This window comes from Sulfurimonas sp., assembly GCF_041563035.1.
Taxonomy (GTDB): Bacteria; Campylobacterota; Campylobacteria; order Campylobacterales; family Sulfurimonadaceae; genus Sulfurimonas.
This window is the reverse complement of sequence record NZ_JBFFNS010000012.1, coordinates 1-24,248: the sequence shown is the minus strand read 5'-3', so window position 1 is coordinate 24,248 and position 24,248 is coordinate 1. Positions and strand designations below refer to the sequence as shown.

The 24,248-nt window shown below is 33.7% G+C and carries 21 protein-coding genes; 5 read left to right on the top strand and 16 right to left on the bottom strand.

Features of this window, described 5'->3' with window-relative positions:
• Positions 1-2 precede the first annotated feature (2 nt).
• From ABZC13_RS08855 to ABZC13_RS08805, 11 genes are all read right to left on the bottom strand, one after another.
• Positions 3-1,838, bottom strand: coding sequence for an HD domain-containing phosphohydrolase (locus ABZC13_RS08855; protein WP_373002551.1), 1,836 nt, complete (start codon positions 1,836-1,838; stop codon positions 3-5).
• The gene (locus tag ABZC13_RS08850; RefSeq protein ID WP_373002549.1) at positions 1,823-3,094 is read right to left on the bottom strand and encodes a diguanylate cyclase domain-containing protein; all 1,272 of its coding nucleotides are present in this window, start codon (positions 3,092-3,094) and stop codon (positions 1,823-1,825) included. The genes ABZC13_RS08855 and ABZC13_RS08850 overlap by 16 nt, the downstream gene beginning before the upstream one ends.
• Entirely contained in the window at positions 3,094-4,764 is a 1,671-nt protein-coding gene (locus tag ABZC13_RS08845) for a CheR family methyltransferase (RefSeq protein ID WP_373002547.1), read from the bottom strand. Before ABZC13_RS08845 ends, ABZC13_RS08850 begins: the two co-directional genes overlap by 1 nt.
• Complete coding sequence (locus ABZC13_RS08840; RefSeq protein ID WP_373002545.1) at positions 4,765-8,271, bottom strand: ATP-binding protein; 3,507 nt, start codon at positions 8,269-8,271, stop codon at positions 4,765-4,767. It abuts the gene before it with no gap.
• A 1-nt stretch (position 8,272) separates the two neighbouring features.
• Positions 8,273-9,181, bottom strand: a complete 909-nt coding sequence (locus ABZC13_RS08835; RefSeq protein WP_373002543.1) for a hypothetical protein — start codon at positions 9,179-9,181, stop codon at positions 8,273-8,275.
• Between the two features lie 73 nt (positions 9,182-9,254).
• Entirely contained in the window at positions 9,255-10,019 is a 765-nt protein-coding gene (locus ABZC13_RS08830) for a TIGR02757 family protein (protein WP_373002541.1), read from the bottom strand.
• The gene (locus ABZC13_RS08825; protein ID WP_373002539.1) at positions 9,988-11,256 is read right to left on the bottom strand and encodes an RNA polymerase factor sigma-54; all 1,269 of its coding nucleotides are present in this window, start codon (positions 11,254-11,256) and stop codon (positions 9,988-9,990) included. Before ABZC13_RS08825 ends, ABZC13_RS08830 begins: the two co-directional genes overlap by 32 nt.
• A 14-nt stretch (positions 11,257-11,270) precedes the next feature.
• Positions 11,271-11,993, bottom strand: coding sequence for an LPS export ABC transporter ATP-binding protein (gene lptB / locus ABZC13_RS08820; RefSeq protein ID WP_373002537.1), 723 nt, complete (start codon positions 11,991-11,993; stop codon positions 11,271-11,273).
• On the bottom strand, positions 11,980-12,399 hold the full coding sequence (tsaE, locus tag ABZC13_RS08815; RefSeq protein WP_373002535.1) for a tRNA (adenosine(37)-N6)-threonylcarbamoyltransferase complex ATPase subunit type 1 TsaE: 420 nt from the start codon (positions 12,397-12,399) through the stop codon (positions 11,980-11,982). The genes lptB and tsaE overlap by 14 nt, the downstream gene beginning before the upstream one ends.
• A complete protein-coding gene (gene trpD, locus ABZC13_RS08810; RefSeq protein ID WP_373002533.1) occupies positions 12,396-13,382 on the bottom strand; it encodes an anthranilate phosphoribosyltransferase in 987 nt (328 codons plus the stop codon). The genes tsaE and trpD overlap by 4 nt, the downstream gene beginning before the upstream one ends.
• Positions 13,379-13,627 (bottom strand): RNA-binding S4 domain-containing protein, encoded by a 249-nt coding sequence (locus ABZC13_RS08805; protein WP_373002531.1) that lies wholly within the window; start codon positions 13,625-13,627, stop codon positions 13,379-13,381. The genes trpD and ABZC13_RS08805 overlap by 4 nt, the downstream gene beginning before the upstream one ends.
• A gap of 255 nt (positions 13,628-13,882) precedes the next feature.
• On the opposite strand from ABZC13_RS08805, the gene ABZC13_RS08800 reads away from it, so the two are divergent.
• On the top strand, positions 13,883-14,452 hold the full coding sequence (locus tag ABZC13_RS08800; RefSeq protein WP_373002529.1) for a PAS domain-containing protein: 570 nt from the start codon (positions 13,883-13,885) through the stop codon (positions 14,450-14,452).
• A 6-nt stretch (positions 14,453-14,458) separates the two neighbouring features.
• Here ABZC13_RS08800 and ABZC13_RS08795 read toward each other — a convergent pair whose 3' ends face one another.
• On the bottom strand, positions 14,459-16,192 hold the full coding sequence (locus ABZC13_RS08795; RefSeq protein ID WP_373002657.1) for a YgiQ family radical SAM protein: 1,734 nt from the start codon (positions 16,190-16,192) through the stop codon (positions 14,459-14,461).
• 108 nt (positions 16,193-16,300) lie between these two features.
• Between ABZC13_RS08795 and ABZC13_RS08790 the strand changes: the two genes are divergently transcribed.
• Together ABZC13_RS08790 and fliL are read left to right on the top strand one after the other, a co-directional pair.
• Positions 16,301-17,974: an AMP-binding protein gene (locus tag ABZC13_RS08790; protein ID WP_373002527.1), complete on the top strand. Its 1,674-nt coding sequence runs from the start codon at positions 16,301-16,303 to the stop codon at positions 17,972-17,974.
• A 9-nt stretch (positions 17,975-17,983) separates the two neighbouring features.
• A complete protein-coding gene (gene fliL, locus ABZC13_RS08785) occupies positions 17,984-18,514 on the top strand; it encodes a flagellar basal body-associated protein FliL (protein WP_373002525.1) in 531 nt (176 codons plus the stop codon).
• A gap of 3 nt (positions 18,515-18,517) precedes the next feature.
• Here the strand turns inward: fliL and ABZC13_RS08780 are convergent, their stop codons facing one another.
• Together ABZC13_RS08780 and ABZC13_RS08775 are read right to left on the bottom strand one after the other, a co-directional pair.
• Positions 18,518-19,738: an EAL and HDOD domain-containing protein gene (locus ABZC13_RS08780; RefSeq protein WP_373002523.1), complete on the bottom strand. Its 1,221-nt coding sequence runs from the start codon at positions 19,736-19,738 to the stop codon at positions 18,518-18,520.
• Between the two features lie 14 nt (positions 19,739-19,752).
• A complete protein-coding gene (locus tag ABZC13_RS08775; RefSeq protein WP_373002521.1) occupies positions 19,753-20,670 on the bottom strand; it encodes a manganese-dependent inorganic pyrophosphatase in 918 nt (305 codons plus the stop codon).
• A 235-nt stretch (positions 20,671-20,905) separates the two neighbouring features.
• Between ABZC13_RS08775 and cls the strand changes: the two genes are divergently transcribed.
• Positions 20,906-22,300, top strand: coding sequence for a cardiolipin synthase (cls, locus tag ABZC13_RS08770; protein ID WP_373002519.1), 1,395 nt, complete (start codon positions 20,906-20,908; stop codon positions 22,298-22,300).
• An 8-nt stretch (positions 22,301-22,308) separates the two neighbouring features.
• Positions 22,309-23,046, top strand: coding sequence for an endonuclease/exonuclease/phosphatase family protein (locus tag ABZC13_RS08765; RefSeq protein ID WP_373002517.1), 738 nt, complete (start codon positions 22,309-22,311; stop codon positions 23,044-23,046).
• Positions 23,047-23,109: 63 nt separating this feature from the next.
• Here ABZC13_RS08765 and ABZC13_RS08760 read toward each other — a convergent pair whose 3' ends face one another.
• Complete coding sequence (locus ABZC13_RS08760) at positions 23,110-23,550, bottom strand: glycine zipper 2TM domain-containing protein (RefSeq protein ID WP_373002515.1); 441 nt, start codon at positions 23,548-23,550, stop codon at positions 23,110-23,112.
• 73 nt (positions 23,551-23,623) lie between these two features.
• Positions 23,624-24,248: NAD(P)H-dependent oxidoreductase (locus ABZC13_RS08755; protein WP_373002513.1), on the bottom strand; the 625-nt coding region annotated here is incomplete at its 5' end.

Here is a 24,248-nt window from a genome sequence, read left to right as displayed (position 1 = left end):
TACTAACTAAGGTCTTTTTTAAACTCTTCAGATAGAGTTTTCTGATCTTTTTCTCTAATATTTTCAATATATTTTTCACTAACACCAAGACCAAGCTGTGTATCTTTTAAAATATCACTTTCAAGGATATCTTCTTTTAACGTTGCTCTTTTGACCTCACTCAAGATCATAAAGTCATCGCCCTCTATTCTAAATACAACAGTATTATCGTAAAGATTATCTATAAAATTTGCGAAAGAGATAAGAAATTTATCGCCATTTGACCAGCCAAGCGTTCTGTTGTATTGAGTAAAATTATGAAGTTTAACACTGTATAGATATACAGAGTCAGAATTTAAATGGTATCTTAAAATCAAAGAAAGGTAGTCAATAATAAAAAGATCAGTAAGTCTGTCTTTGTAAAAGTAAGAAAATCTATGCTCTTCCATGGATGTCTTAGGAAGCTGAGAAGTATCATCGCTTACATCTATATTAGCTAATGCCTTTAAAGAAGCCTCAACTACTTCTGGATGAAAATGCTCAGCGCTAAGATCTTCTAATTCTTGAAGTGCCACTGATAGACTTTTTTTAGGTTTATAAACCCTATTAGTTGTCATGGCATCAAAAGCATCTGCAACTATCATGATCCTGCTTAAAGGCATAATAGTATCTGCCTTTAAACCTCTTGGATATCCACTTCCATCGTACTTTTCATGATGCTCTCTCATAATATCTGCAATAACTCTATAGTCATCTATCTTGCTTAGCATCTCATAACCACTTGATAAATGTTCTTGAATAAGTTTATATTCTACTTTATTTAATTTGTTTGGCTTAAGAAGTACACTGTCAGGTGTAGATATTTTTCCTATGTCATGTAACCAAGCTGCTTTTTTTAAGAGATTTATATCATCTTTAGAGTATTGCATCTCGGTTGCTATAAGCTCACAATAGTGTGCAACTCTTTTTGTATGACCGGCTGTATAAGAGTCACGAGACTCAATCATATCAATCATAGAATGAATAATCTGCTCTTGATTTTTAATCTTTTCTTTTTCTAGTGTGAGAATCTTTTCTTTTTCTGTGTTATCTCTAAAGACCGTAACTGATCCAACAATCTCATTGTCTATATGAAGAGGTGTAGCAAGGACAGAGACAGGTAAAAAGCTACCGTCTTTTTTTATAAAATATTCATTGTCATCTTTATAAGCTTCTCCACTAATCATAGCTTTATGAATTTTACACTCACTGGATTTTATAGCTCTGTTATTAATATCTTTATAGTGAATATAATCATGAATCTCTTTTCCCATAAGTTCTCTATAGTCAAACCCAAGCTTATTAAGTGCCTGATTATTTATAAAAGTGGCCTTATTGTTTAGGTCTAGAGTATAAATACCGTCACCAATACTCTGAGCTATATCAACAAACTTTTTCTCACTCTGCATAATCTTATGATTTTTTTCAAATATCTCTAAGTAAAGCATTATCTTATTTAGTAGTTGGTTATCATCTATAGGCTTAGTTAAATAATCAACAGCTCCTATCTCAAAGCCCTCTTTTATGAACTCTTCACTTTTAAAGACGGCTGTTACAAAAATAATAGGGATATCTTTTGTTTTCCTGTTTGCTTTTACAAGTCTTGCTACTTCAAAACCGTTCATCTCAGGCATCTGAACATCTAGTAAAATAAGGTCAATTTTTTCTAAAAGTAGCTTGTCAAGTCCTGCTTTTGCGCCCAAAGCTTCTATGACATTAATATTGCCACTATTTTCAAGCAGTGCGCTTAGTGTAAAAAGGTTATTTTGATTATCATCAACACACAGGATGTTGTAGTTATTTATTAGCTGACTATGCATACTGTATTTCTTCCAGCATCTTTTGCTCCATAAAGAGCTGTATCTGCCCTTTTAATGATACTGTCTATACTATCCACATCTTTGTAACACGTAACACCAAAACTACATGTAATACTGCCTATTTCTGGAAACTTATCTGCTTCTATTTTAGCCCTTAAATAATTCGCTATTTCCTCAGCCTTTTTCAAATCTACATGTGGAAGAAGCAGTACAAACTCTTCTCCACCCCATCTTGCAAAAATGTCACTATCTCGAATATGCTTTTTTATAAGGTTTGTCATCTGTATTAAAACTGCATCTCCGACTAAGTGTCCATGATTGTCATTAACAGACTTAAAGTAGTCAATATCGAGCATAATAAAGGCAAAAGTATCATTACTGGCTTTTGCTTTTTCTATATGCTGATAAAATAGATCATTTAACTTGGTTCTATTGTATATATTTGTCAAACTGTCATAAGAAGCTTCATGTTCATTATATTTTGACTCGGCATCAAATGATGTTATATCTGTCAATGTAACAAGAAAATCTTTTCCAAAAACTTTTGCTTTTATATCAAATGAGTTTAATTGTGAATTTTCCATATCATTGATTAAGACGAGGACATCTTTTGATTTTAATTGTTCTAGTAAAACATCTATCCAAAGCTCATCATCATTTACTAAACCTAAATGAAAATATCCATCTTCATGTACAAAGGTGTGACAAATACATGTATGTTGAGCTATAAAGTCATCAATGCTTTTAAGACAAAAAAGCTTTGTTACAGCTCTATTTATCTTTACAACCTTCTTCCCATCTGAAATAACGACTAAATTATCTTGCATATCCAAGATATCTTGAGTAAATTTTTTTTCAACTTCTAAAACTCTTTTATTTTCAACCATATCAAGATGAAACTTTATTCTTACAAACAACTCTTGCTCATTATATGGCTTACTCAAATAGTCAACGCCACCAACATCGTAGCATCTAGAGATTGTATCTTGATCTTTTTTCGCTGTTATAAAGATAATCGGGATTTCTTTTGTCTTTTTATTGCTAAGAATAAGTTTTGCAGTCTCATAGCCGTCAAGTTCTGGCATCATTACATCAAGCAGTATCATATCTATTTTTTGAGAAAGTAAAATCTCTAGTGCTTCTTTTCCGGACATCGCTGTAATTACAACATATTTATCACTTTGATGAGTCTCAAATAAAGCTTCTAAAGTAAAAAGATTTGTTTCTATATCATCAACACATAAAATTCTCTTCATTAAGCCACTTTCCTATATATCTTATTTATATCATCACATGCTTCAAACCTGTCTTCAAAATTTACAGGTAGTTTCTCACTTGGTCCTAAAAGTAGATGACCGCCAAACTTTAGTGAATCGTAAAACATCTTAAAGATATTTTGCTTTAGTTCTTCGTTAAAATAAATCATTACATTTTTGCACTCTATCATATCAAACTCATTAAACACACTGTCCTTTTCTAAATTATGTACAAAAAACAGAACATTCTGTTTTACATACTCTTTTACTTTTACAAATTTTGTATTTATCTCAAAATAGTTCTCTAGCGGCATCTTAAAGCCAAGCTGCCCGTAAGCTTTTTTTGCCTTGTTAAAGCGCTCTATTGAGTAAATAGAATTTTTTGCTTCTTCAATTACTATTGGATTAAAGTCTGTTGAATACAGTATGCTCTTATGCAGTAGTCCCAACTCATTTAAGATAATAGCCGTAGAATAAACCTCTTCTCCACTGCTGCAACCTGCACTCCATATTTTTATATTGTAACGATTTTTGTGCTCTTTTTTGATGATTTCAATCATTTTTTTAGAAGATTCTACATCTCTAAAAAACTCTGTTACATTTATGGAAAGGTCTAAAAAAAGAGATTTAAATGCAGACTTGTCAAAGATAACTAATACTACAAATGTCTTTACGTCAACTATTCTATGCTTTATCATAAACTGCTCAACTCTTCTCTTCACAGAATCTCTTTGGTAAAGTCTAAAATCGTACTCATATCTAATGTATATTTCATCAAAAAGAAAAGTTATCCACTCATCAAGAGTATCATATTGTAGACTCATGCATCTTAGATAAAAAGCCATATCTCTTGTGTCAAATACAAAGTTATATATTTTTTGATTCTTTGCCTGTTTAGGTATTGAACTGGCCTCACAATCATCAGGGTTCTGAACTAGGATAACGGAGTTGTTCCTTTTTAGAGTTGCAAGAGAGTCAACACCGTCTGTTGCATATCCGCAAGTAATAATTCCACAAAAGTTCTCTTTATACTCTTGACTCAAAGATTCAAAGCTAACAGATATAGATGGTCTTGCTCCATTTTTAAGAGCAGAATCTTCTAAATGTATTTTAGAATCTTTAACTGTCATGTGTCTATCTTTAGAGGCCAAATATATCTGCCCTACTTTTACATCCATTCCTTGAGATGCATAAAAGATATTACTCTCTACGTAGCTTTCTAATATCTCATCAAAGATGCCATCTTTTAGAGGATCAATATGCTGGATTAAAAAAATTGCAAACTTTGTTGTATCTATATTTGATAGTATCTCTATAATCTTTGCACTGCTATTTGCACTTCCGCCAATAGCTATTACATCAATATTTGGATTTGTACTTTGTCTATCTTTTATCTTAGATACAAATATACCATTGAGACCTATATAGTTCAAATATTTAGAGAGTCTACTTTTATTTACGACTATGTTTATATTTTTTTGTAGAACTTCTGTGTATTCATAAAGTAGTTCAGAGAGAGAAGCAGGAATATTATATATACGAGTAAAGTTTATGCTAAAGAGATAAAAATCTTCATCTAAAAGCTCTTTAAGCTGTAGAACTTCTTCACTGCTTACATTGTCATATATCTCTATCTTGCACTCTCTGCCCTGCTTTACAAACTTTAACAACTACTTGCTCCACGCTTTTAACATAGATATCAGAGCATTTTGATCTATCGGCTTAGCAAGATAATCATTTGCACCCGCTTCGTAGCACATTCTCTTATCTTCTTTCATTACTTTTGCAGTTACTGCGATGATAGGAATATGTTTAAATCTCTCGTCTGCTTTAATCTTCTCAATGGTTTTTAATCCGTCCATAATAGGCATCATAATATCCATAAGAATAACATCCATATTTGCTTCTTCCTCTTCTAGAAGTTTAAATGCATCTTCACCGTTTAAGGCACTGTATGTATCAGCTCCAAGTTCTTGAACTACTGAAGAGAGTGTAAAAATATTTCTACTGTCATCGTCTACTATTAGGATGTTCTTAGCCTTTAAAAGTTCTTTGTCAAATAACTCTATCTCATCATCTGCAAGAATAATATCTGTGATTTCTGCCTTGCTTGGAGTTTCTTTCTCAGAGTCAACTCTTTCAATTGGAATAATTATTAAAAAGCTGGAGCCTATGCCTTCTTTTGAATCTACTTCTATACGTCCACCCATCATGTTTATGAATGTTTTGCTTATAGAAAGACCAAGCCCTGTTCCGCCATACTCTCTGCTTATACTTCCATCAACCTGCTTAAACGCTTCAAAGATAAGGGCTAGTTTAGCTTCTGGAATACCTATACCTGTATCTGATACCTCAAAAACTATATCTCTATTTTTCTTAAATATAGAAAGAGAAACTTCTCCTGATTTTGTAAACTTAAATGCATTAGAAAGAAGGTTTTTAATAATCTGAAGCAGTTTTGTCTTATCGACTATAAAACTTCTATTAAAACTATCTCTTATCTCAAAATTTAGATTTTTTTCTTTTGCTACTTCAGAGAAAAGACCTTCAATCTCTTCTCTGATTTCGCTAGTGTCCAATTCACTCTCATTTAGTTCCATATTTCCAGATTCTATCTTACTTAAATCCAAAATATCATTGATAAGAAGTAGTAAGTCATTACCGGCTTTATGTATAACCGAAGTTTTTGACACATCACTATCACTTAATGTCTCTTTCTTATTTTGAGTAAGAAGTTTTGAAAGTAATATAATCGAGTTAAGTGGGGTACGAAGTTCATGCGACATGTTTGCCAAGAACTCACTTTTATATTTACTAGCTTTTTCTAAATCGTCCGCTCTCTTATCAAGGTCTTCTTTAGCCTGAAGCAGTTCATCGTTTTTAATTTTCATACTTTTAGCTTGAAGAGTAAGTTGTTGCTGTTGCTCTTCCATCTGAACGTTTGATTCCTGAAGCTCCTCACTCTGCACTTGCAGTTCTTCATAAGCTCGCTTAGAATCTTCAAGTAAGACTTTTATCTGCATATTTTGAGTAGCAGCAAAAAGTGATGTTGTAAAGATTTCAGAGGCCTTTTTAAGATAATCTTTTTGCACCTTGCTGAAACTCTCAAAAGTCATAAGTTCTGCAACACCAAAGAGTTCTCCTTCATGAATAAGAGGAAGAACAAATACTTCCTTGGGCTTTGATAGAGTTGTACCGGTTTTCACATCATAGTGCTCATTTTCTACGTTTTTAAGAAGAATGGATTTCTTCTCTAATCCAACTTGCCCAATTACTCCATTTCCTAGTTTAAATATATTTGAAGAACTGTCTTTTGGATTAAATGAGTAAGATGCAATAAGCCCAAGTTCACCTTTTTCTTTATCATAAATATATGCGACACCACTACAAGCATCTACATATCTGCTTGCCATTGTTATAGCTTTTTTAGAGAGTTCCATAGTATCGCTAATACCTGTAAGTTTATCACTAAACTCACCAATACCTTCACTAAAATATATCTCATTTTTATTTTTTGTGTCATTCTCTTGTAGTATATCAGTCATGACGCCAAGAGCAATACCGAGTTCATCATTTTTTGATTTAACTTCAATACTCTGAGAAAAGTCATTTTTAGTTATGGCATCAGCTTGAGATACTATTCCTCTTAGGTAACCAATCATTTCAAGCATTGCAATACCTAACCTGTCTTCCTCACCGACTATCTTGTAATCTACATCAATCTTACCTTCAGCAATAGACTCAGCGACACTCGCTACTACTTCAAGATATTTAATCATATCGATTAATGCCATGCCAAGTCTGTCCTCACCGCTTTTTGCGATGATTTTTGTATCATAGTTGCCGGTAGATAGCTTTTCTGCAAGGCTGGTAATCTCTTTTAATCTTTTTGTCATATCTGTAATTGCAAGACCAAGCTGATCATTCTTACCAAGAAGTTCTATCTCCTTAGAGAAGTTACCATCTGCAACTGCATTAGCTTGGGATATTGTTGTCTCAATAGCATCTATCACTTTTTGAGTCGAATTTACAATCTCACTTATTTCATCATTACCTTTATAATTGATCTCTTCTTTTTTAATTTCACCCCTTGATAGTGCTTTTAATTGAGAAGTTACCTGAGCTAATGGAGTTGTTATTTTTAATAGATAAAACTTAATAATAAAGAAACTAATAATTACTACAAATAGTAAGATTAAAATAAATAACTGTTTAAAATTATCTAACTTCTCAAGTGCTATATCCGTATCCACGCTTGAAATTGCGTACCAATAGTTGTCACTGTTTTGCTTCAGTGGATGAACTGCGCGATAGGAGTAAATCTTATTGTTATGTATAAAAGTTCCTTTTGATTTGTCCTTCATAAGCTTCTTTAGATTAAAATGATCATCATTAAAGTTTGTCTTTCCTTTTATCTGAGAACCCCATATTTTACTCTCGTCTTCATTAAAGAGATAATTCCCGTCTTTATCTATCAAAAAATAAGAAAAACCTTTTTTAGCGCTATTAATAGACGCTTGCTTAACAATATCAAGTATATTCTGCGCATAGATATTTGCTACAAAGACTCCTATCATATTTCCATTATCACTGATAATAGGGGTAGAATATCTAACAACCGGTATAAAAGGTTGTTCAACTTTTCCATATTCAATATTTAGATTCATATCTGATATAAAAAACTCATCTTTTTTCAGTGTCTTAGGTACTTCCAAATAGTCCATTCCACTATTATTTTGAAGCTCTGAATCTGCCAACAGATAAGCACTATTACTCTTTTCATCATATTTGACTACAAGCAATTCCTTTCCGTCTAAATCAACTACTCTGATTTTATAGTAGTCTTTTTGTGCTTTTAAAAAGTCCAGCAGTGCATCTGAGAATACATCTTTCCACATTTGTGCTTTTGTACCTACAGACATTGATTTCCAGATCATATATCTTTTAAGGGCATAAAACTCTTTTATATAGAGTGCATCTTTTGTAACATGCCCCAAGTTTCCTTCTATCTCAATAGTAAGATTATTTGTATCACGCTCACTAAGCTCATAGGCACTTTCAATATAGCCATCAGAAGCAGTTTTATAACCATACCATCCAACAAAGCCAATACCAATAATTAACACAACAATAAAAATAGAAAATATCTTATTTTGCAGTGACATGTTTAAATTCATATTATTTCCCTGCTTTTATATCAATAAGCGATACTTTTCTAAGGTTCCAATTCATCAACTGCTCAACATCTATAGGTGTTTTACCTGTGTAAGTTGTAGCAGCAGGTGTTATATAGTGCTCTAACCCTATATATGCCTTAATAGTTTGAAGTTCGGCTATAATCATTTGGCTCATAGTAAAGACATCACTTGGTGTTAGCTCATCTTTTTTAAAGACTGAAAAATCAACGCTCTCTATCCCCATAGAAAACTGTATCTGTTTTATCATTGTTAAAACATTCATAGATACTTTAAATGTGTCTTTTGGCGTCGCTTTATCATTTCTGGCTGTTGGAACAGTATTATCTTTTATTTTTAGATGCGCCAGAATTTCGGTTAGATCATCATATACACGCATTGTTTCACCAAATACATAAGATGGTGTAAACTCTGCTTGATTTAGTTCATCAAAAGAAGCACTGATTTTTCGAAGAAGATTAAAAACATCCAATGGTGTTTTATTTGTATATATTTTTTCCTTTAACTCTCTGTTTTTTATGCCCATTCTATATTTAAATATCTTTATCTCAGTCAATATTCTTTGTGTCTGTTCATATACCAGATCAGGGTTTAAATTAAGTACAGGAGGCATATTAACCGGTTCTATAACAGGTAACTTATGAGCAGTCCTAAGAATATTAATCTTAATAGCTATCTCATAAGTCATCTGCCAAACATTGCGTGGTTTGAGTTGTGTTTTTATAGCAGTACGACTTACAATGCCATCATGATCATGCTTGATGCCATAATGTTTAAGTAAGAAATGTGTTTCATCTGAAATAAGCATTGCCTCAGCATAAACTTCATTTGGAGTTATCGTTTTGGCGAACAGGCCAAGGGTAAGTAAAAAGATTAAAACAATCTGTCGCATAAATGTCCTTTAACTTAATATACACATATATTAATTAACAATTAATAAAAGTAGCTAAAAAGTCTCATTTATCTTATATAATCTTCTCTTGTCCTATGCGATAGAGTGCAAAGTCGTACTTCAAAGGGTCTTCTTTATCGAAACCTCGCAGTGTCTCTGTAAGTTCTATGGCAGCTTGAAGATCATATGTTTTCCTCTGTAGTAATCCAAGTTTTTTAGAGACATTAAAAGTATGAGTATCAAGAGGCATAATCAGATCTTTTTTACTAACGTCACTCCATAAACCCATATCTATATTGTCTTCTCTAACCATCCATCGAAGAAACATCATCCATCTCTTTAGAGCACCTGCCCCTTTTGTCTTTGTTGTAACTTTTGAGGTTAAGAAGTTATACCCTTGTGTACTATGAGGATAGAGAGATATTAGCATCTCTATAAGAGCGTTAATCCCATCTATAACGTTAGAGTTTGTGTTATAAGCATCTACAAAAACTTCTTCAAGAGTTGTAGTCTCATTTAAGCGCTTTAGGGCGATAAAGAGAGCTATAACATCTTCACTCTTTTGAAACCTGTAGTAGTGATTTTTCAGAGCTTCTTTTATTTCATCATCACTTTTTTGAAGCAGTGAAAAATCCAAAGAGTCTAAGAACTTAACTATCTGTTTGACATTTCCATATGCAAAAAGTGCACAAATAAGTGAAATGGTTGGGTCTTTGTAGCGATGAGCAACTAAAATTGGGTCTAATTTGTCGACGGATACTTCATCTGCGTTATTACGCTTTTTTGCTTCTTCGTCCAGTCTTTTTTTAATGTAAATGATAGAGTTTTTTCCTTTCACTTGAGCCGGCTATATTTAGCTGTTTTCTGTACTTAGCAATAGTACGTCTAACCATTTTTACTTTGAATTTATCTTGAATCAAATCTAGTAGTTTCATATCGCTGAGAGGTTTTTCACGACTCTCTTGTTTTACCAAACCAACAAGGAACTCTTTAATAGCTGCATTTGAGACATCTTCATCTATTGCTGTTGTAAAGAACTCTTTCATAGCAAATACACCTCTGTCACAGGCAATATACTTATTAGCGATTGCACGTGATATAGTCGATGGGTTATGTCCAAATTCATCAGCCAGAGTCTTTAATGTAAGTGGCATAACTTGCCCGCCTGTAAAAAACTCATACTGATATTCAACTATCATAAGTCCGACTTTATATAGCGTAGCACGTCTCATATCCAGTGCATCTACCAAGCTTTTAGCCTCTTTTATCTTTTGAGTAATAAACTCATGTTCAACTGCATAGTTAGTATCTATTTTTATAGTCGGATAATATGCATCATTAAGTTTTATCTCTATAGAGTCTTCATCATTAAAAAATATCATAAGATCAGGAACTACATGAGCGGACTCTTCTTGATACTCAATGGATGGAGGGTTTTTAAATGTCCCAAGGACTCGCATAACTTCACTAAAATGTTCTTTGTCTGAAAAGTTATGTATAGCCTGTATATCTTTTATAATTTCCACACATAGTGGATAAGCTTCATCAGTTATATCTGAAGAGTCTAATTGAAATAAAAAAGATTCTGCTAAATCTTTTGCAGCAATACCAACAGGTTCTAAATGAGCGAATCTAAGTCGAATTTTTTCAAATTCATCTACTGAGATGCCTTTTTTACTGCAAAATGATTCACTGTCACCTTCGTAGTAACCATTTTCATCTAGATTTTCCACAACAAAAAATGCCACTTCCTGAGAGACTGGAGTTGGGAAAAGTGGTTTGCCTATCTGCTCATCCAAAACTTCATAAAGAGATTTTTTCTGTACAGTTAAAGCTTCTATCTGCTCGGTACGTGAGTTGCTTACTTGACCGCTTATGATTTTTTTAGGGATTTTTTTCTCAAAATCTTCTTCATAACCGGATTCTACTTCTACAACAGGGTTAGACTCTACAAAAGGAGCCATTGCCTCACCAAGATCACCGAGACTAGAGTGCAAAATAGGCAGCCAGTTACGTAGAGTATTTGAGAGTTTGTGCTTTGTCTCTACGCTGGTATTTTGTCTTAATGCTGCCATTATTTACTTAAGCCCTAAAGCTTAAATTCCTCACCCAAGTAGTGTGTACGTACATCTGCATTTTGCCCGATTTCATCACTTGTTCCAGATGCCAGAAGCTCTCCTGCTTTAATTACATATGCTCTATCACATACTGCCAAAGTCTCACGAACATTATGGTCGGTTATAAGAACGCCTATGTCGTAAGATACAAGCTGATGGATGACTTTTTGGATATCCATAACTGCAATAGGGTCAACACCTGCAAAAGGCTCATCCAGAAGTAAAAACTTTGGTTTGTTTACCAATGCTCTTGCTATCTCAACACGACGTCTCTCACCACCACTAAGGCTAATACCCTTACGGTAACGAATCGGTTCAATATTAAACATATCTAGAAGTTCCAAGATTCTTGCTTCTTGTGCCTCTTTTCCTTCAATACTAACTTGTGCAGCTACCATAAGGTTATCTTCTACTGTTAAGTCTTTAAATATAGAAGCTTCTTGGGGAAGATAGCCTATACCCTTTATAGCTCTTTGATGAAGTGGCATATCCGAGAGGTTTTCGCCATCAAAGAACACTTCCCCAGCACTGGCTTCTACAAGCCCACAGATCATGTAAAATGTCGTAGTCTTACCCGCACCGTTTGGTCCAAGAAGTCCAACAACTTCTCCACTGCTAACTTCCAGACTCATACCTTTTACTATTTCTAAATCTTTTATTTTTTTCTTTAAATCAACTGCTTTAAGCGTGTGCATAATCTACCTCATAATTTCTACTATTATCATCTAGTTTTTCAATTCTTATCGTTAATGTTTTGATACCGGCAGAATCTAAAATCTCAACCAACTTATCATCACCCCACTCTACCAAGTGAAGTCCGTCTTTATCTAACTCTTCTAGCATACCCAAAGATATAAAATGATCTATACCATGGTTGTAAATATCATAGTGAAAAATTCTATTTCCATAACATTGTTGAAGAGAAAATGTAGGTGAAGTCACATCATCATCTACACCTAGATGCTTTGCAAGAGCTTTTACAAAAGTTGTCTTTCCTGCAGCCAAGTCACCCCTTAAAATAATGATCCCATTTTGAAATTTCTTGCTAATTTCCTCCACTAAAACGTGAAGTTCTTCTAAATTTAGTTGATAACTTATCATAATTTATTTGAAATCTCTATGATTTGTTTTAGTTTCTCTTTGGCTTTTCCTTTTTTTATCACTTCACGTGCAATTTCAAGACCATCTTGAATATCACGAGCCATTCCATCTACCATTAGAGCAGAAGCGGCATTAATCAGTACGATATCTCTTTGTGCATCTGTAGCCTTTGAATCAAAAATATTATGTAAGATACCAGCATTAAAAGATGCATCTCCACCAATTATAGCTTCTAGCGGAGCTCGTTTTATTCCATACTCCTCTGGGTCTATTTCAAACTCTTGTACTTGTCCGTTATGCAGTCTTGAGGCGTAACTAATATCAGAGATGCTAATCTCATCCATGCCCTCTTTTGAGCTTACTACCATCGTTGATTTTGCACCGTTTATCTTAAGTGCTTCTGCCATCTTTGGTACAAAGGCTTTATCAAAAACACCAAGCAAAGACTTCTCGACTCCAGCTGGATTTGTCAAAGGTCCAAGTATGTTAAATATAGTCTTGTCAGGGATGCTTTTTCTAACGGGCATAATAAACCCCATTGCAGGATGATGGTTTTGTGCGAACATAAAAGTAAATCCTGATTCTTCTAAAAGTCTGGCACTATTCTCAATGCTGAGATCAAGCCTCACTCCAAGCTTTTCAAACATATCTGCACTGCCTGATTTTGAAGTAACAGAACGGCTGCCATGCTTTGCTACATAACTTCCAGATGCAGCAACAAGAAGTGCAACAGTAGACGAGACATTAAAACTTCCTATCTTATCTCCGCCAGTTCCAACTATATCTATAGCTTTAAGGCGAAGTTCTTCAGATATAGGCAAAGGGATTGCATTGCTTCTCATGACTTCAGCTGCTGCAGCTATTGCTTCTACAGAAGTATGCTCGTCAAGTTTCATGCTTACTAAGAAATCACGCATATCAGAATCACTCATCTCATGATTGAAAAGTGAACTGAATTGCTTTTTTGCTTCGTCATAAGTCATGATACTTCCTTTATATATTCATTTTGCAAAGATTTTGGTGTTGATTTTGTTGTAGGTATTTGCAGTACTTCGTATTTTTTCGTCTCGTTTAAGTAGTTAATACTTATAATACTGCCAACTTCTACGTTTTTACTTGACTTTACTACAACCTCATTGATTAGGACAACCTTGTTACTAATCATATCCTGTGCCACAGAACGTCTTTTGGTTATATTGACTGAATTTAAAAATTTATCGATTCTCATTTTTCATACTTTTTAGTTATTTATGGGTATTGTAGAATATTAAAACTGAGAGCAATGTAAGAGTTGGAACAATTTTTGCATTAATTATGTCCCTGATGTATATTCTAAGCATATTAACTCAACAATCATATAAATTAACTTATTATAATTTAATCTTTAACTTTTTCTGTTAATTAACATTATATAATTAAATTAAGAAAAGTTATATTAGAATCCAAAAGATTAATAATTATAGATTTGTAAATAGGAGTTGTTATGGCTTTACAGACAGATAGCAAGAGTTCAAATGCGATTGAACTTGACAGCGTAAGATGTATACTAAGTACAACAGACCTCAACGGAAAAATTAAGTATGTTAATCCATATTTTAGTGAAGTTAGCGGATACTCGAAAAATGAGCTTCTAGGATCACAACATAACATCATCCGTCATCCAGATATGCCAAAAGTTATATTTAAGCTAATGTGGGATCGACTTAAAAATAATGAAAATGTCTTAATGCTTGTAAAAAATCGAGCTAAAGACGGAAGACACTACTGGGTTCAAACATTCTTTGAGACAAAACATCATGCTGTAACTAAAAAATCCAATGGCTATTTAGCAATCCTTCATGCCGCTCCAAAAAATGCTATAAGAGAGATAGAACCTCTCTATAAAAGATTACGTAATATAGAAGCCAAATATGGAATACATGCTTCACAAGACTATCTAATCAAATATCTCATGAAAGAGGGTAAAACATACGACGAATATATTCAAGAGATAACCAAAGATAAGAACATAGTTATTAACTTTTTCAAAACTATGAAAGGACTAACTTTTTAACTATATCTAAGAAGCAAAGCCACTTGAGAAACAATCTTTTTTAACTACGATCTGCTTTTGCTTCTCTTTTCTTTTTGTATCTTTTTCAACAAAGATTTTCTTGCGGGTCTTTGGGTCTAACTCTGTGTAGTACATAACTGCGGAGTATGTTCCTGGTGTAGGTGTAAATACCTGAGCCTGTTCAGGATTCATCTTAAGTTCATCCGTAGTGAACCTTTTTAACTCATGCATATCTTTCTCTTCACATCCAGGATGCGCTGCAATAAGATAGTAAGTTAAGAACTGCGGTTTCCCTGATTCTTTATTTAACTTATCGTACATCTTTTTAAAGTCAACCAGTGTCTCTTTACCGGGCTTACCCATAAGTTCAAGTACGTGTTGCTGGGTATGTTCAGGTGCGACTTTCATCTGTCCCGAGATATGATGATCTACCATCTCTTTAAGATAAGAGTAACCATGCTTCTTATCTGCAGTAATAAGATCATATCTGACACCGGATGCCACAAAGGCTTTTCTAACACCCTCTACTTCTCTTACCTTTCTAAGCAGGTTTATGTTTCTTCCATGGTCTACATGCATAACCTTACACAAACGCTCAGCATCTACACAACGTATATCATCACATGTGCCCTTCTTGAGCTTCTTACCACACTCATACCCGTACATATTTGCAGTTGGACCTCCAACATCACTTATAATGCCTTTATAGTCCTTATATTTGTTAAACTCTTTTGCTTCTTCTAGTATATTTCCCTCTGTACGAGTACGTATAGTTCTACCTTGGTGAACACCGATAGCACAGAAATTACACTCTCCCCAGCATCCGTGGTGAGTCATGATAGAGAACTTTATAGTCTCCAGACACTTAACTTTACCCATCTTTGCATAGTAAGGGTGCAGTTCTCTTGTAAAAGGCAGGTTTGAGTTGGCGTCCATCTCTTTTTCATCCAAGTAGTCACAAGGAGGATTCTGGATTAAAAAACGTGTATCTACAGGCTGACAAAGTCCTTTTGCACTTATTGGGTCATTGTTATCATAGAAGTCGTCAAAAAGGTCTATATACTTCTCTTTATCGTCTAAACACTCTTGATGCGATGGTAGTTGTATATACTCATAGTTAGGCTCTTTAGATATATAACAAACACCTCTTATGTCTCTGTAGTCAGTTCCATTGTCCAAGGCATGTGTTAACTGCTCCAGAGCTATTTCTCCCATACCGTAGATAAGGATATCAGCTTTTGAGTCAAAAAGTACAGGTTTTTTAAGTTTATTAGCCCAATAGTCATAGTGAGTGACACGCCTAAGAGATGCTTCTATACCGCCAAGTACCAAAGGAACCGTACCTTTGAAGTGTTGTCGTATAAGATTACAGTAAACACTCAGAGCACGATCAGGTCTTTTGTCATTCTTTCCACCCGGAGTGTAGTCATCTGAGTTTCTAAACTTCTTTGTAGCTGTATAGTTAGACACCATGCTGTCTACACTGCCGCCACTTACACCCCAGTAGAGTCTAGGCTCACCAAGTCTTTTAATATCTGAATCACCCTTGATATCAGGCTGACCTATCATACCTACTCTATATCCCATACGTTCAAGCATACGACCAACCATAGCTACACCGATGAATGGAGAATCTATATATGCATCTCCACTAACCAAGATAATATCACACTGATCCCAACCTAATGCATCCATCTCTGCTCTGGTTGTTGGCAGAAAATCTTTTTCACTAAATGTAATGGTGTTTCGCGCTGGTTGTTTTGTTTTACTTCTTCTGCTCAAGCTAATCCAATTTTTGTAATATTTATGTATAATAATACTAAATCAATTTAAAATAAGAGATTAGATATGAACTACCCCTATGAAAACTTAGAAAATTTTACACTTCCAAAACTTTTCGATAGATCAGTAAATTTATTTGGTGAGGAGCCTTCTTTAGCTAAAGTAGGACAAGAGCCTATGAGTTATAATCAACTCAATGAAAAAGTTCAAGCGACAGTACAACTACTTCAAAAAAGCGGTATTTCTAAAGGTGATAAAGTTGTACTTCTAAGCGAAAATATGCCTAACTGGGCAGTAGCATATTTCTCTGTAACATATTTCAACGCAGTTATTGTACCCGTTCTTCCAGATTTTCACCCCTCTGATGTACACCATATAATTAGACACTCAGAAGCTAAAGCCATTTTCGTATCGGATAAATTTCTAGCGACTATAGAAGATGCAAATGATTTAAACTTACAACTTGTAATAAACCTAGAAACATTAGAGATTATAGAGGAAATCAGCAATCAAAGTTATATATCTCAATTAAAGCAAAAAATATCAAAATCTCCTATAAAAATCACAGAACCTAAAGATGATGACTTAGCAGCTATAATCTATACTTCCGGGACAACAGGACACTCTAAAGGTGTAATGCTCTCACACAAGAACCTTGTTACAAATGCGCTATCATCATTTTCAAAAATACAGATACTAAGAAGTGATATATTCTTATCTATACTACCTTTAGCACATACACTAGAGTGTACAGTCGGTTTAATAGTTCCTATACTTCACGGCAGTAGCGTACACTATATAGATAAAGCACCGACTCCAAGTGTGCTTTTAAAAGCATTTAGTGTTGTACGACCAACAATGATGCTTAGCGTTCCTCTTATTATAGAAAAGATATATAAAAACAAAGTTCTTTCTAAATTCAACAGCTCATTCATTCTAAAGCATCTATACAAAATACCTTTCTTTAGAAGAATGCTAAATCGAGCAGCAGGTAAAAAACTCATTGAAACCTTTGGAGGAAGAGTTAGGTTCTTTGGTATTGGTGGAGCAGCACTGTCTCCGTTCGTAGAACAGTTTTTAATAGAAGCAGAGTTCCCATATATCATAGGTTATGGATTAACTGAAACATCTCCACTTATAGCAGGTGGTTCTATTATAGACGGTATTGTTAAAGTAAAGTCTACAGGAACAGCTTTTTATGGAGTTACTATTAAGATAAAAGATAAAGATCCGGTTACAGGAGAGGGAGAGATAATAGTAAAATCTCCTAGTGTAATGTTAGGTTACTACAAAGATGAAGAGAAGAGTAAAGAAGTCATGGAAGATGGATGGTTCTTAACCGGAGACTTGGGTTACATGGATGAAGATGGCTTTTTATTTATCAGTGGACGAAGCAAAAATGTAATAGTAGGCTCAGGTGGTGAAAATATATATCCAGAACAGATAGAAGCAGTTATAAATCAGAATGAAGCTGTTCTAGACTCAATCGTGATGGAACAAGACTCTAAACTAATAGCAAGAGTGCATCTAGACTATGAGATGATAGATGAGATGTTTCATGCCAATAAAACTACAGATGCAAAAGTAAAAGAAGATATAGCAAAATTTTTAGAAGAGATAAGAGTTGAAGTTAATTCACAAGTTTCATCATTTTCGAGAGTACACAAGTTTGTTGAACAGATAGAACCTTTCATAAAAACTCCAACTAAAAAAATAAAACGATATCTTTATGTTGAATAGGAGTTAATGGTGTTTGAAAAAGTCGTTAAGATACTTATTGGAATTATAATTACACTTATTATAGTACTGCTACTTGCATACGGAGTCTCAAAATCAGACTTTAACAACCTTAAAAAATATGATGAAAATGACAATAGTATTAGTGATGTCAGAAGTAGAATGAAGTCGCCTTCAAAGCAAAAAGAGAAAATGGCAGAAGAGAGATATTACACTACAAAAGTTAGAATAAAAGATGGAGGCATGGCTAGCTTAGGGGATTTTACAGTAAATATATCAGGAGGCAGAAAGCTAACTGCAAACATATCTCTAAAATTCAAAGAGAAAAAAAGTAATAGCTGGTTGGGTGGAAATAGTGTCGAAGATGAAATTGTAGCTAAAGGTGATATCTTAAGAAGTGCGGTAATTAATACTATCTCTGGAAGTAAGAATGCTAGTGTAGCTAATAATCTTATGAAAAAACAATTGGTAAATAATATAAATAACTATCTTGCAGACGGGGAAGTTGAAGAGGTATACTTTAACAAGTTTATTGTTCAGTAAAAACTATAGTTTATTTTTATCTATGCTTATACCATTTAAACCAAGGGTGTAGATAACATCTACTAGATCTATCTTATCAAAGTTCTCCATAAATAGTTTCTTTAAGTATGCTCTTTCTGATTCTTCAGACTTTAGCAGACTTGACAAAAATCTACCTTTTCTGTTTATGACAAGATCAGTTATATCTCTATCAAGTTTTATATCGCCTATTATCTCTTTATTTGTACAATCAAAAAGTGCACCTATCATAGAAAACATTCCAGCTATATAAGCTTTATCTTTTTCAGCTTCTTCGGCATATTCTTCCATATTTTGAGCTCTGTTTGTAGCTATTGCAAGAATTATCTCAGAAACTGGACTATTTGACATCTCAGAATAGAGGTATAGTAACAACCATCGCAACAACTTATCTCTTCCAATAAGGGTTATTACTTGAACGATAGACTCTACTTTTGTCTCAAGTCTATCTTTATTATTTAAAAATTTAATTAACTTTAGAGATAAATCTGGTCTTTGTTTAATATATGACTCAATTACTTTTGTACTGGCATCTTCTTTTATCATCTGAATGAGATTTAAAATAATGTACTGTGTAATATCTTTACTTCTATGTATCTCTACCGTCTGTGGCTTATCAAGATAATAACCCTGAAAAAGATCAAAACCCATCTCTAAGCACATTTGATACTCTTCTTTTGTCTCTATCTTTTCAGCAAGTAGCTTTAAGCTTTTTGTCTTCATTTTAGTTACGACATTTTTAAGATTTTCCGGATGTGAAGCTTGAATATCTATCTTGATAAGATTGATATATTTAAATATGGGAGTAAATTTTTTAATCATTTCTAAACTACAATCAAAATCATCGACTGCAATTTTATAACCTTGTCTTTGGTAACTTCTTATTTTAGAAACAACTTTATCACTTAAGTCAGTTGTTTCTAATATTTCTAGCATGAATTTGCTTTTATCTAAAATATCTACAAGTCCTGAGAGTAAGAACTCTTCATCTACATTTATTAGCACAACGCCTGGTTCATTAAGAACATGGTTGATATTTGTTAAAACATTGATAAGTACATGAGATGTTGCTTTAATATTTGTTGGAAAAATTCTTATTCCATACTCATAATCTCTAAACAACAACTCATAAGCAAATTTTTTATTATTTTTGTTAAAAACTTTTTGTTTTGCTAAATATACCTTATCTAAGTTTTCAACATTCATCTTTCTTAGTCAGCCTAAAACTGGGGCTGCAAGAATGGGATCACTTGCTTCTTACGACTAAGTACACCGTCTAGCCATACTTGAGAGTTTTCAAGATTACATTCAAATGCACTCTCTATCTTACTCTCATCATCACTAATAACAAGAAGTTGAGATCCCTCTTTCATGATGTCTGTTAAAAGAATGATTACACTGTGAAGTCCACCCTCTTCTTTTAATTTTTTCATATCTGCAAAAAGATCATCTTTCATGTTATCAAACACACTTAAATCCACTACTTCAAGTTGTCCAACACCCAGTTTTTCACTGCCCATTGCAAACTCTTTATAATCACGAGTAGTTAACTCACGAGCAGTAGCTCCTTGTACGGCAGACTTAACGATAAACATCTCCATACCAAGAGCTTTATAGTCTTCCACACCAGCTATAACAGCTAATTCTTTAACTGCCTTAGTATCTATTTTAGTACATGTAGGAGACTTGAAGATTACAGTATCGCTAAGTATTGCACACAGCATCATACCGGCGATATCTTTTGGTATTTCTACACCGTGATAATCATATGCTTCTTTAATAACAGTGTTTGAACAACCAATAGGTCTAATCCAGCACTCTAATGGAGTAGAAGTAGTCAAGTCTCCAAGTTTGTGGTGATCGTAGATTCCAAGAATGGTAGCGTCCATGATATCAGCAGGAGCCTGACCTAAATCGGAAAAATCAACTATATATACATTTTCACCGGCATAAGAAGTCTTAAGTTCAGGTACTTCTGCACCGAACTTGTTCAGTATGAACTCAGTTTCAGGAGAGATCTCACCTTGACGTGTCGGTATACACTCTTCACCAAGTTGATTTTTAAGGTATGAAAGAGAGATAGCTCCAACTATAGAATCAGAATCAGGATTTGTATGTCCAAAAACATATGTTGACATTTAATGACCTTTATAAATTTTTTCGTATTATACTGTAGTTTTTAAAACTATAATTTAGATTTCATATCATTTGTCACTATTGCTTGCAAATATAACTCTCTTAGTTCAAGTTCTACAACAGAAGTAAGGTTTCAAAATAAGTCATATGATTAATATCAAATAATAGGTTATATTATCGATTCTTTTTGTGCTATCTTGTTTTTATTATTCTTAGCAAAATGATATAATATTTACTATGGAAGAGCTACTTAGCAAAAACATTATTTTATATCACGGTCTGATTATTGTCGGTGAGCTTTTAATTATTTTTGTACTTATTCATATGCTTTATAAAAGGCGTACACCAACAAGTATTATTGCGTGGCTTCTATCGATGATCTTAATACCATATATTTCAATTTTACTATATTTTATTTTTGGTTCAAGAAAACGGACAAATAGATATAAAAAAGAACATATAAAACTAAAGAAACGTAAACATAGATACGATAAATCAAATCCGATAAATGAAGTCTTAAGAAGCTACGGTATTGCAGATGCAAGTGAAAATGAGAATTTTGAGCTATATACAGACTCTACTGAAGCCTATATAGCTTTTATGAACTCTATTGAAGAAGCAGAAAAATCAATCTATATAAGTACCTATGTGTTCAAGTATGACAATACTACAAAAAGTATCCTAGAAGCTCTTACAAAAAAGGCTAAAAATGGTCTTGAGATAAAAGTTCTTATAGACTCCATAGGCTCTCTTAGTTTATATCTATTTGGATACAAATTAAAAGCTCTACAAAACGCAGGGGCAAAAGTAGAATTTTTCATGCCTATATTTCGTATGCCGTTAAGGAACTATATAAATCTTAGAAATCATAGAAAGATCTACATCTTTGATAATAAAAAAGTTTTTAGCGGAGGAATGAATCTATCAAATGAATATCTAGGCTCGAATGAAGATAGATCGAGATGGGAAGATATACTGTTTTTAGCACAAGGCTCTTCTGCGGAACTCTTTTTTGAACTTTTTGCCTCTGATTGGTTCTATGCTTCTCATGAAAAACTCAGTTTTACAGGCATCAAACAAAACAACATCAATGGAAGCACCTTTATTCAAGTTGTGCCATCTGGACCGGATATGCCCAATGACGCTCTCTATGAAGCTCTTCTTTGTGCTATTTATAATGCAAAAGAACGTATTTGGATTGTCACTCCATACTTCATACCTAACAGTTCACTAATTCAAGCACTTATCATTGCTAAACATAAAGGGGTAGATGTTAAGCTGATTACACCAAAAGAATCAGATCATATCCTAGTTAACTTAACAAGAAGCTCATTCATGAGAGAGCTTGAAGAAGTAGGTATTGAGGTTTCGCTTTATAATGGTGCGATGCTCCATGCGAAAGCAATATTGTTTGATAATCTAGGAGTAATGCTAGGCAGTGTAAACCTTGACAATAGAAGCCTATTTTTAAACTACGAAGTAGCTACATTCGTTTACTCGGACAAGACCGTAAAAGATGTTCAATCATGGATGAACAGACTGCTGTCTAACTCAACAATATCCAAAGAAGAAATCAAAGCACCTAGAAGAATCGCAGAAAATCTGATGAGAATTATAGCTCCACAACTATAGAGGAAAATATGTTTAAGCCTAATAGATATATAAAACATTTAAAACATCAAGATATTATTTGTAAAAACAACTTTAAAGTTTTATGCTGGAATGTGGCAAAACTTACACTTAATAAGTCTTATATAGAGTATATAAAGTCAATTATAGAAAAAGAGCAGATAGATATATTACTATTGCAAGAAGTTAAAAAACAGTTGGCTGAGGAGTTGAGCATCTGTGATTTCTCTTACATTTTGTCTCCCAACATCCAGACAAAAAAACATATTTACGGTGTTTTAAGTGCTTTTAAAGTCTCTTGTCAAGATGAGTTATCACTACTTACAAGAAACAGGGAATTGTCTTATGCAACACATAAAGCTTCCCTTATTACAAGACATAAGATATCAAAACACGATACACTTCTAATGGTAAACCTTCACGCTATAAACTTTGTAAAAAACAGTGATTTCTACTATGAACTTCAACAGATAAAATCAAGTGTAAAATCTCATAAAGGGGCTATGATAGTTGCTGGTGATTTCAATACATGGAACACAAAAAGAGTAGGTATGCTAAAAGAATTCAGCAGTGAGTTATCGCTAAAAGAAGTAAAGTTTGATGACAACTCAAATATAAAAAAGTTTTTTACAAACTCATTAGATTATATTTTTTATAGAGATTTAGAACTTATAGACTCTAAAGTAATAGACAGTAAGAAAATCTCAGATCACAACCCTATAATTGCTTCATTTAGACTACAGCATTGACTCTAGTTGCATTATTTTGTTCTGACTAACGTTATGAAACAATTTAAACATCATACATTGCACCTACTCAACAGCTCTATCAACTTGAGCAACTCTGTTTCCGTCTTTTATGATTTTCACACGATCACCTGCTTTGAAGCGATTTCCTTTAATTACTACGACAACTTCTTCACCATCATCCAGTTCTACCGTAAGCTCTTCTCCGTTTGCTTTTCCGATTTCACTTCCTGCATAATAACCGCCAAGACCACCACCAAGTGTTGCTAAAGTTTTACCACTGCTGCGACCGACCAATGAACCCAAAACAGTACCGATCAATGCACCAAAAAACTTACCTGAACCATCATCTTTTATAACAACCGGTCTTGATTTAATTACGGTACCTACCTCATACCTTTTTATCTGATTATAATTTCTGCCGTCATATTCAGGACCTTTATTTGTTGCACAGCCGGCAAAGACAATGATGCTTGCTAATAATGTATAAATAAATTTAGTAGTCATCACTTCAATCCTTTTAATATAAATTATTCAATAACCTATGATTATAACTAAAATGAACATAAATATGATATTTTTAGCTAATAAATTCAACTACTTCATCAAAATTCAGTCTTAGCTGTGAAGACTGCTCATTTATTCTATATCCAAAAGGTATCATCATAGAGAGTCTAAACTTACTCTTATCAATATTTAAAATCTCCTCAACCTGATTCTTATCAAAACCCTCTATAGGACAAGAGTCGACACCTCTGACTGCGGCTGCACTCATCATGTTTGCACCTGCGAATGCGGTCTGCTTAGCTGTCCAAGCATAGATATTCTCATCACTGCTTAGAGTCTCTGCAAGATGATCAGAATATAATTTTAGGTAAAACTCTAGGTTTTCTTGCGACATATCACGTCTAGCAAATCTTTTTTCAACAATTCCGGACTCAGGTTTTACTGATTCAATACCGGCTAAAATAATCACAAGATGAGAACATGTTGTGATTTGCGCCTGATTCCAACAAGCAGGTCTTAGTTTTGCTTTTAAATCTTCGTTTGTAATAACTAAAAACTTCCACGCTTCCATCCCGAACGACGATGGAGCTCTTCTTCCGGCATCAAGTATAAATCTTATATCTTCATCAGATATCTTTTTACTCTCATCAAACACTTTACACGCATGTCTAAATCCCAATGACTCTTCAAATGTTTTT

What these genes read in the sequence shown, in the direction of transcription:
- ABZC13_RS08855 (WP_373002551.1), bottom strand. Translation starts at nt 1,838, where the DNA reads ATGCATAGTCAGCTAATAAATAACTACAACATCCTGTGTGTTGATGAT.
- ABZC13_RS08850 (WP_373002549.1), bottom strand. Translation starts at nt 3,094, where the DNA reads ATGAAGAGAATTTTATGTGTTGATGATATAGAAACAAATCTTTTTACT.
- ABZC13_RS08840 (WP_373002545.1), bottom strand. Translation starts at nt 8,271, where the DNA reads ATGAATTTAAACATGTCACTGCAAAATAAGATATTTTCTATTTTTATT.
- ABZC13_RS08835 (WP_373002543.1), bottom strand. Translation starts at nt 9,181, where the DNA reads ATGCGACAGATTGTTTTAATCTTTTTACTTACCCTTGGCCTGTTCGCC.
- ABZC13_RS08825 (WP_373002539.1), bottom strand. Translation starts at nt 11,256, where the DNA reads ATGGCAGCATTAAGACAAAATACCAGCGTAGAGACAAAGCACAAACTC.
- lptB (WP_373002537.1), bottom strand. Translation starts at nt 11,993, where the DNA reads ATGCACACGCTTAAAGCAGTTGATTTAAAGAAAAAAATAAAAGATTTA.
- tsaE (WP_373002535.1), bottom strand. Translation starts at nt 12,399, where the DNA reads ATGATAAGTTATCAACTAAATTTAGAAGAACTTCACGTTTTAGTGGAG.
- trpD (WP_373002533.1), bottom strand. Translation starts at nt 13,382, where the DNA reads ATGACTTATGACGAAGCAAAAAAGCAATTCAGTTCACTTTTCAATCAT.
- ABZC13_RS08805 (WP_373002531.1), bottom strand. Translation starts at nt 13,627, where the DNA reads ATGAGAATCGATAAATTTTTAAATTCAGTCAATATAACCAAAAGACGT.
- ABZC13_RS08800 (WP_373002529.1), top strand. Translation starts at nt 13,883, where the DNA reads ATGGCTTTACAGACAGATAGCAAGAGTTCAAATGCGATTGAACTTGAC.
- ABZC13_RS08790 (WP_373002527.1), top strand. Translation starts at nt 16,301, where the DNA reads ATGAACTACCCCTATGAAAACTTAGAAAATTTTACACTTCCAAAACTT.
- ABZC13_RS08780 (WP_373002523.1), bottom strand. Translation starts at nt 19,738, where the DNA reads ATGAATGTTGAAAACTTAGATAAGGTATATTTAGCAAAACAAAAAGTT.
- ABZC13_RS08775 (WP_373002521.1), bottom strand. Translation starts at nt 20,670, where the DNA reads ATGTCAACATATGTTTTTGGACATACAAATCCTGATTCTGATTCTATA.
- cls (WP_373002519.1), top strand. Translation starts at nt 20,906, where the DNA reads ATGGAAGAGCTACTTAGCAAAAACATTATTTTATATCACGGTCTGATT.
- ABZC13_RS08765 (WP_373002517.1), top strand. Translation starts at nt 22,309, where the DNA reads ATGTTTAAGCCTAATAGATATATAAAACATTTAAAACATCAAGATATT.
- ABZC13_RS08760 (WP_373002515.1), bottom strand. Translation starts at nt 23,550, where the DNA reads ATGACTACTAAATTTATTTATACATTATTAGCAAGCATCATTGTCTTT.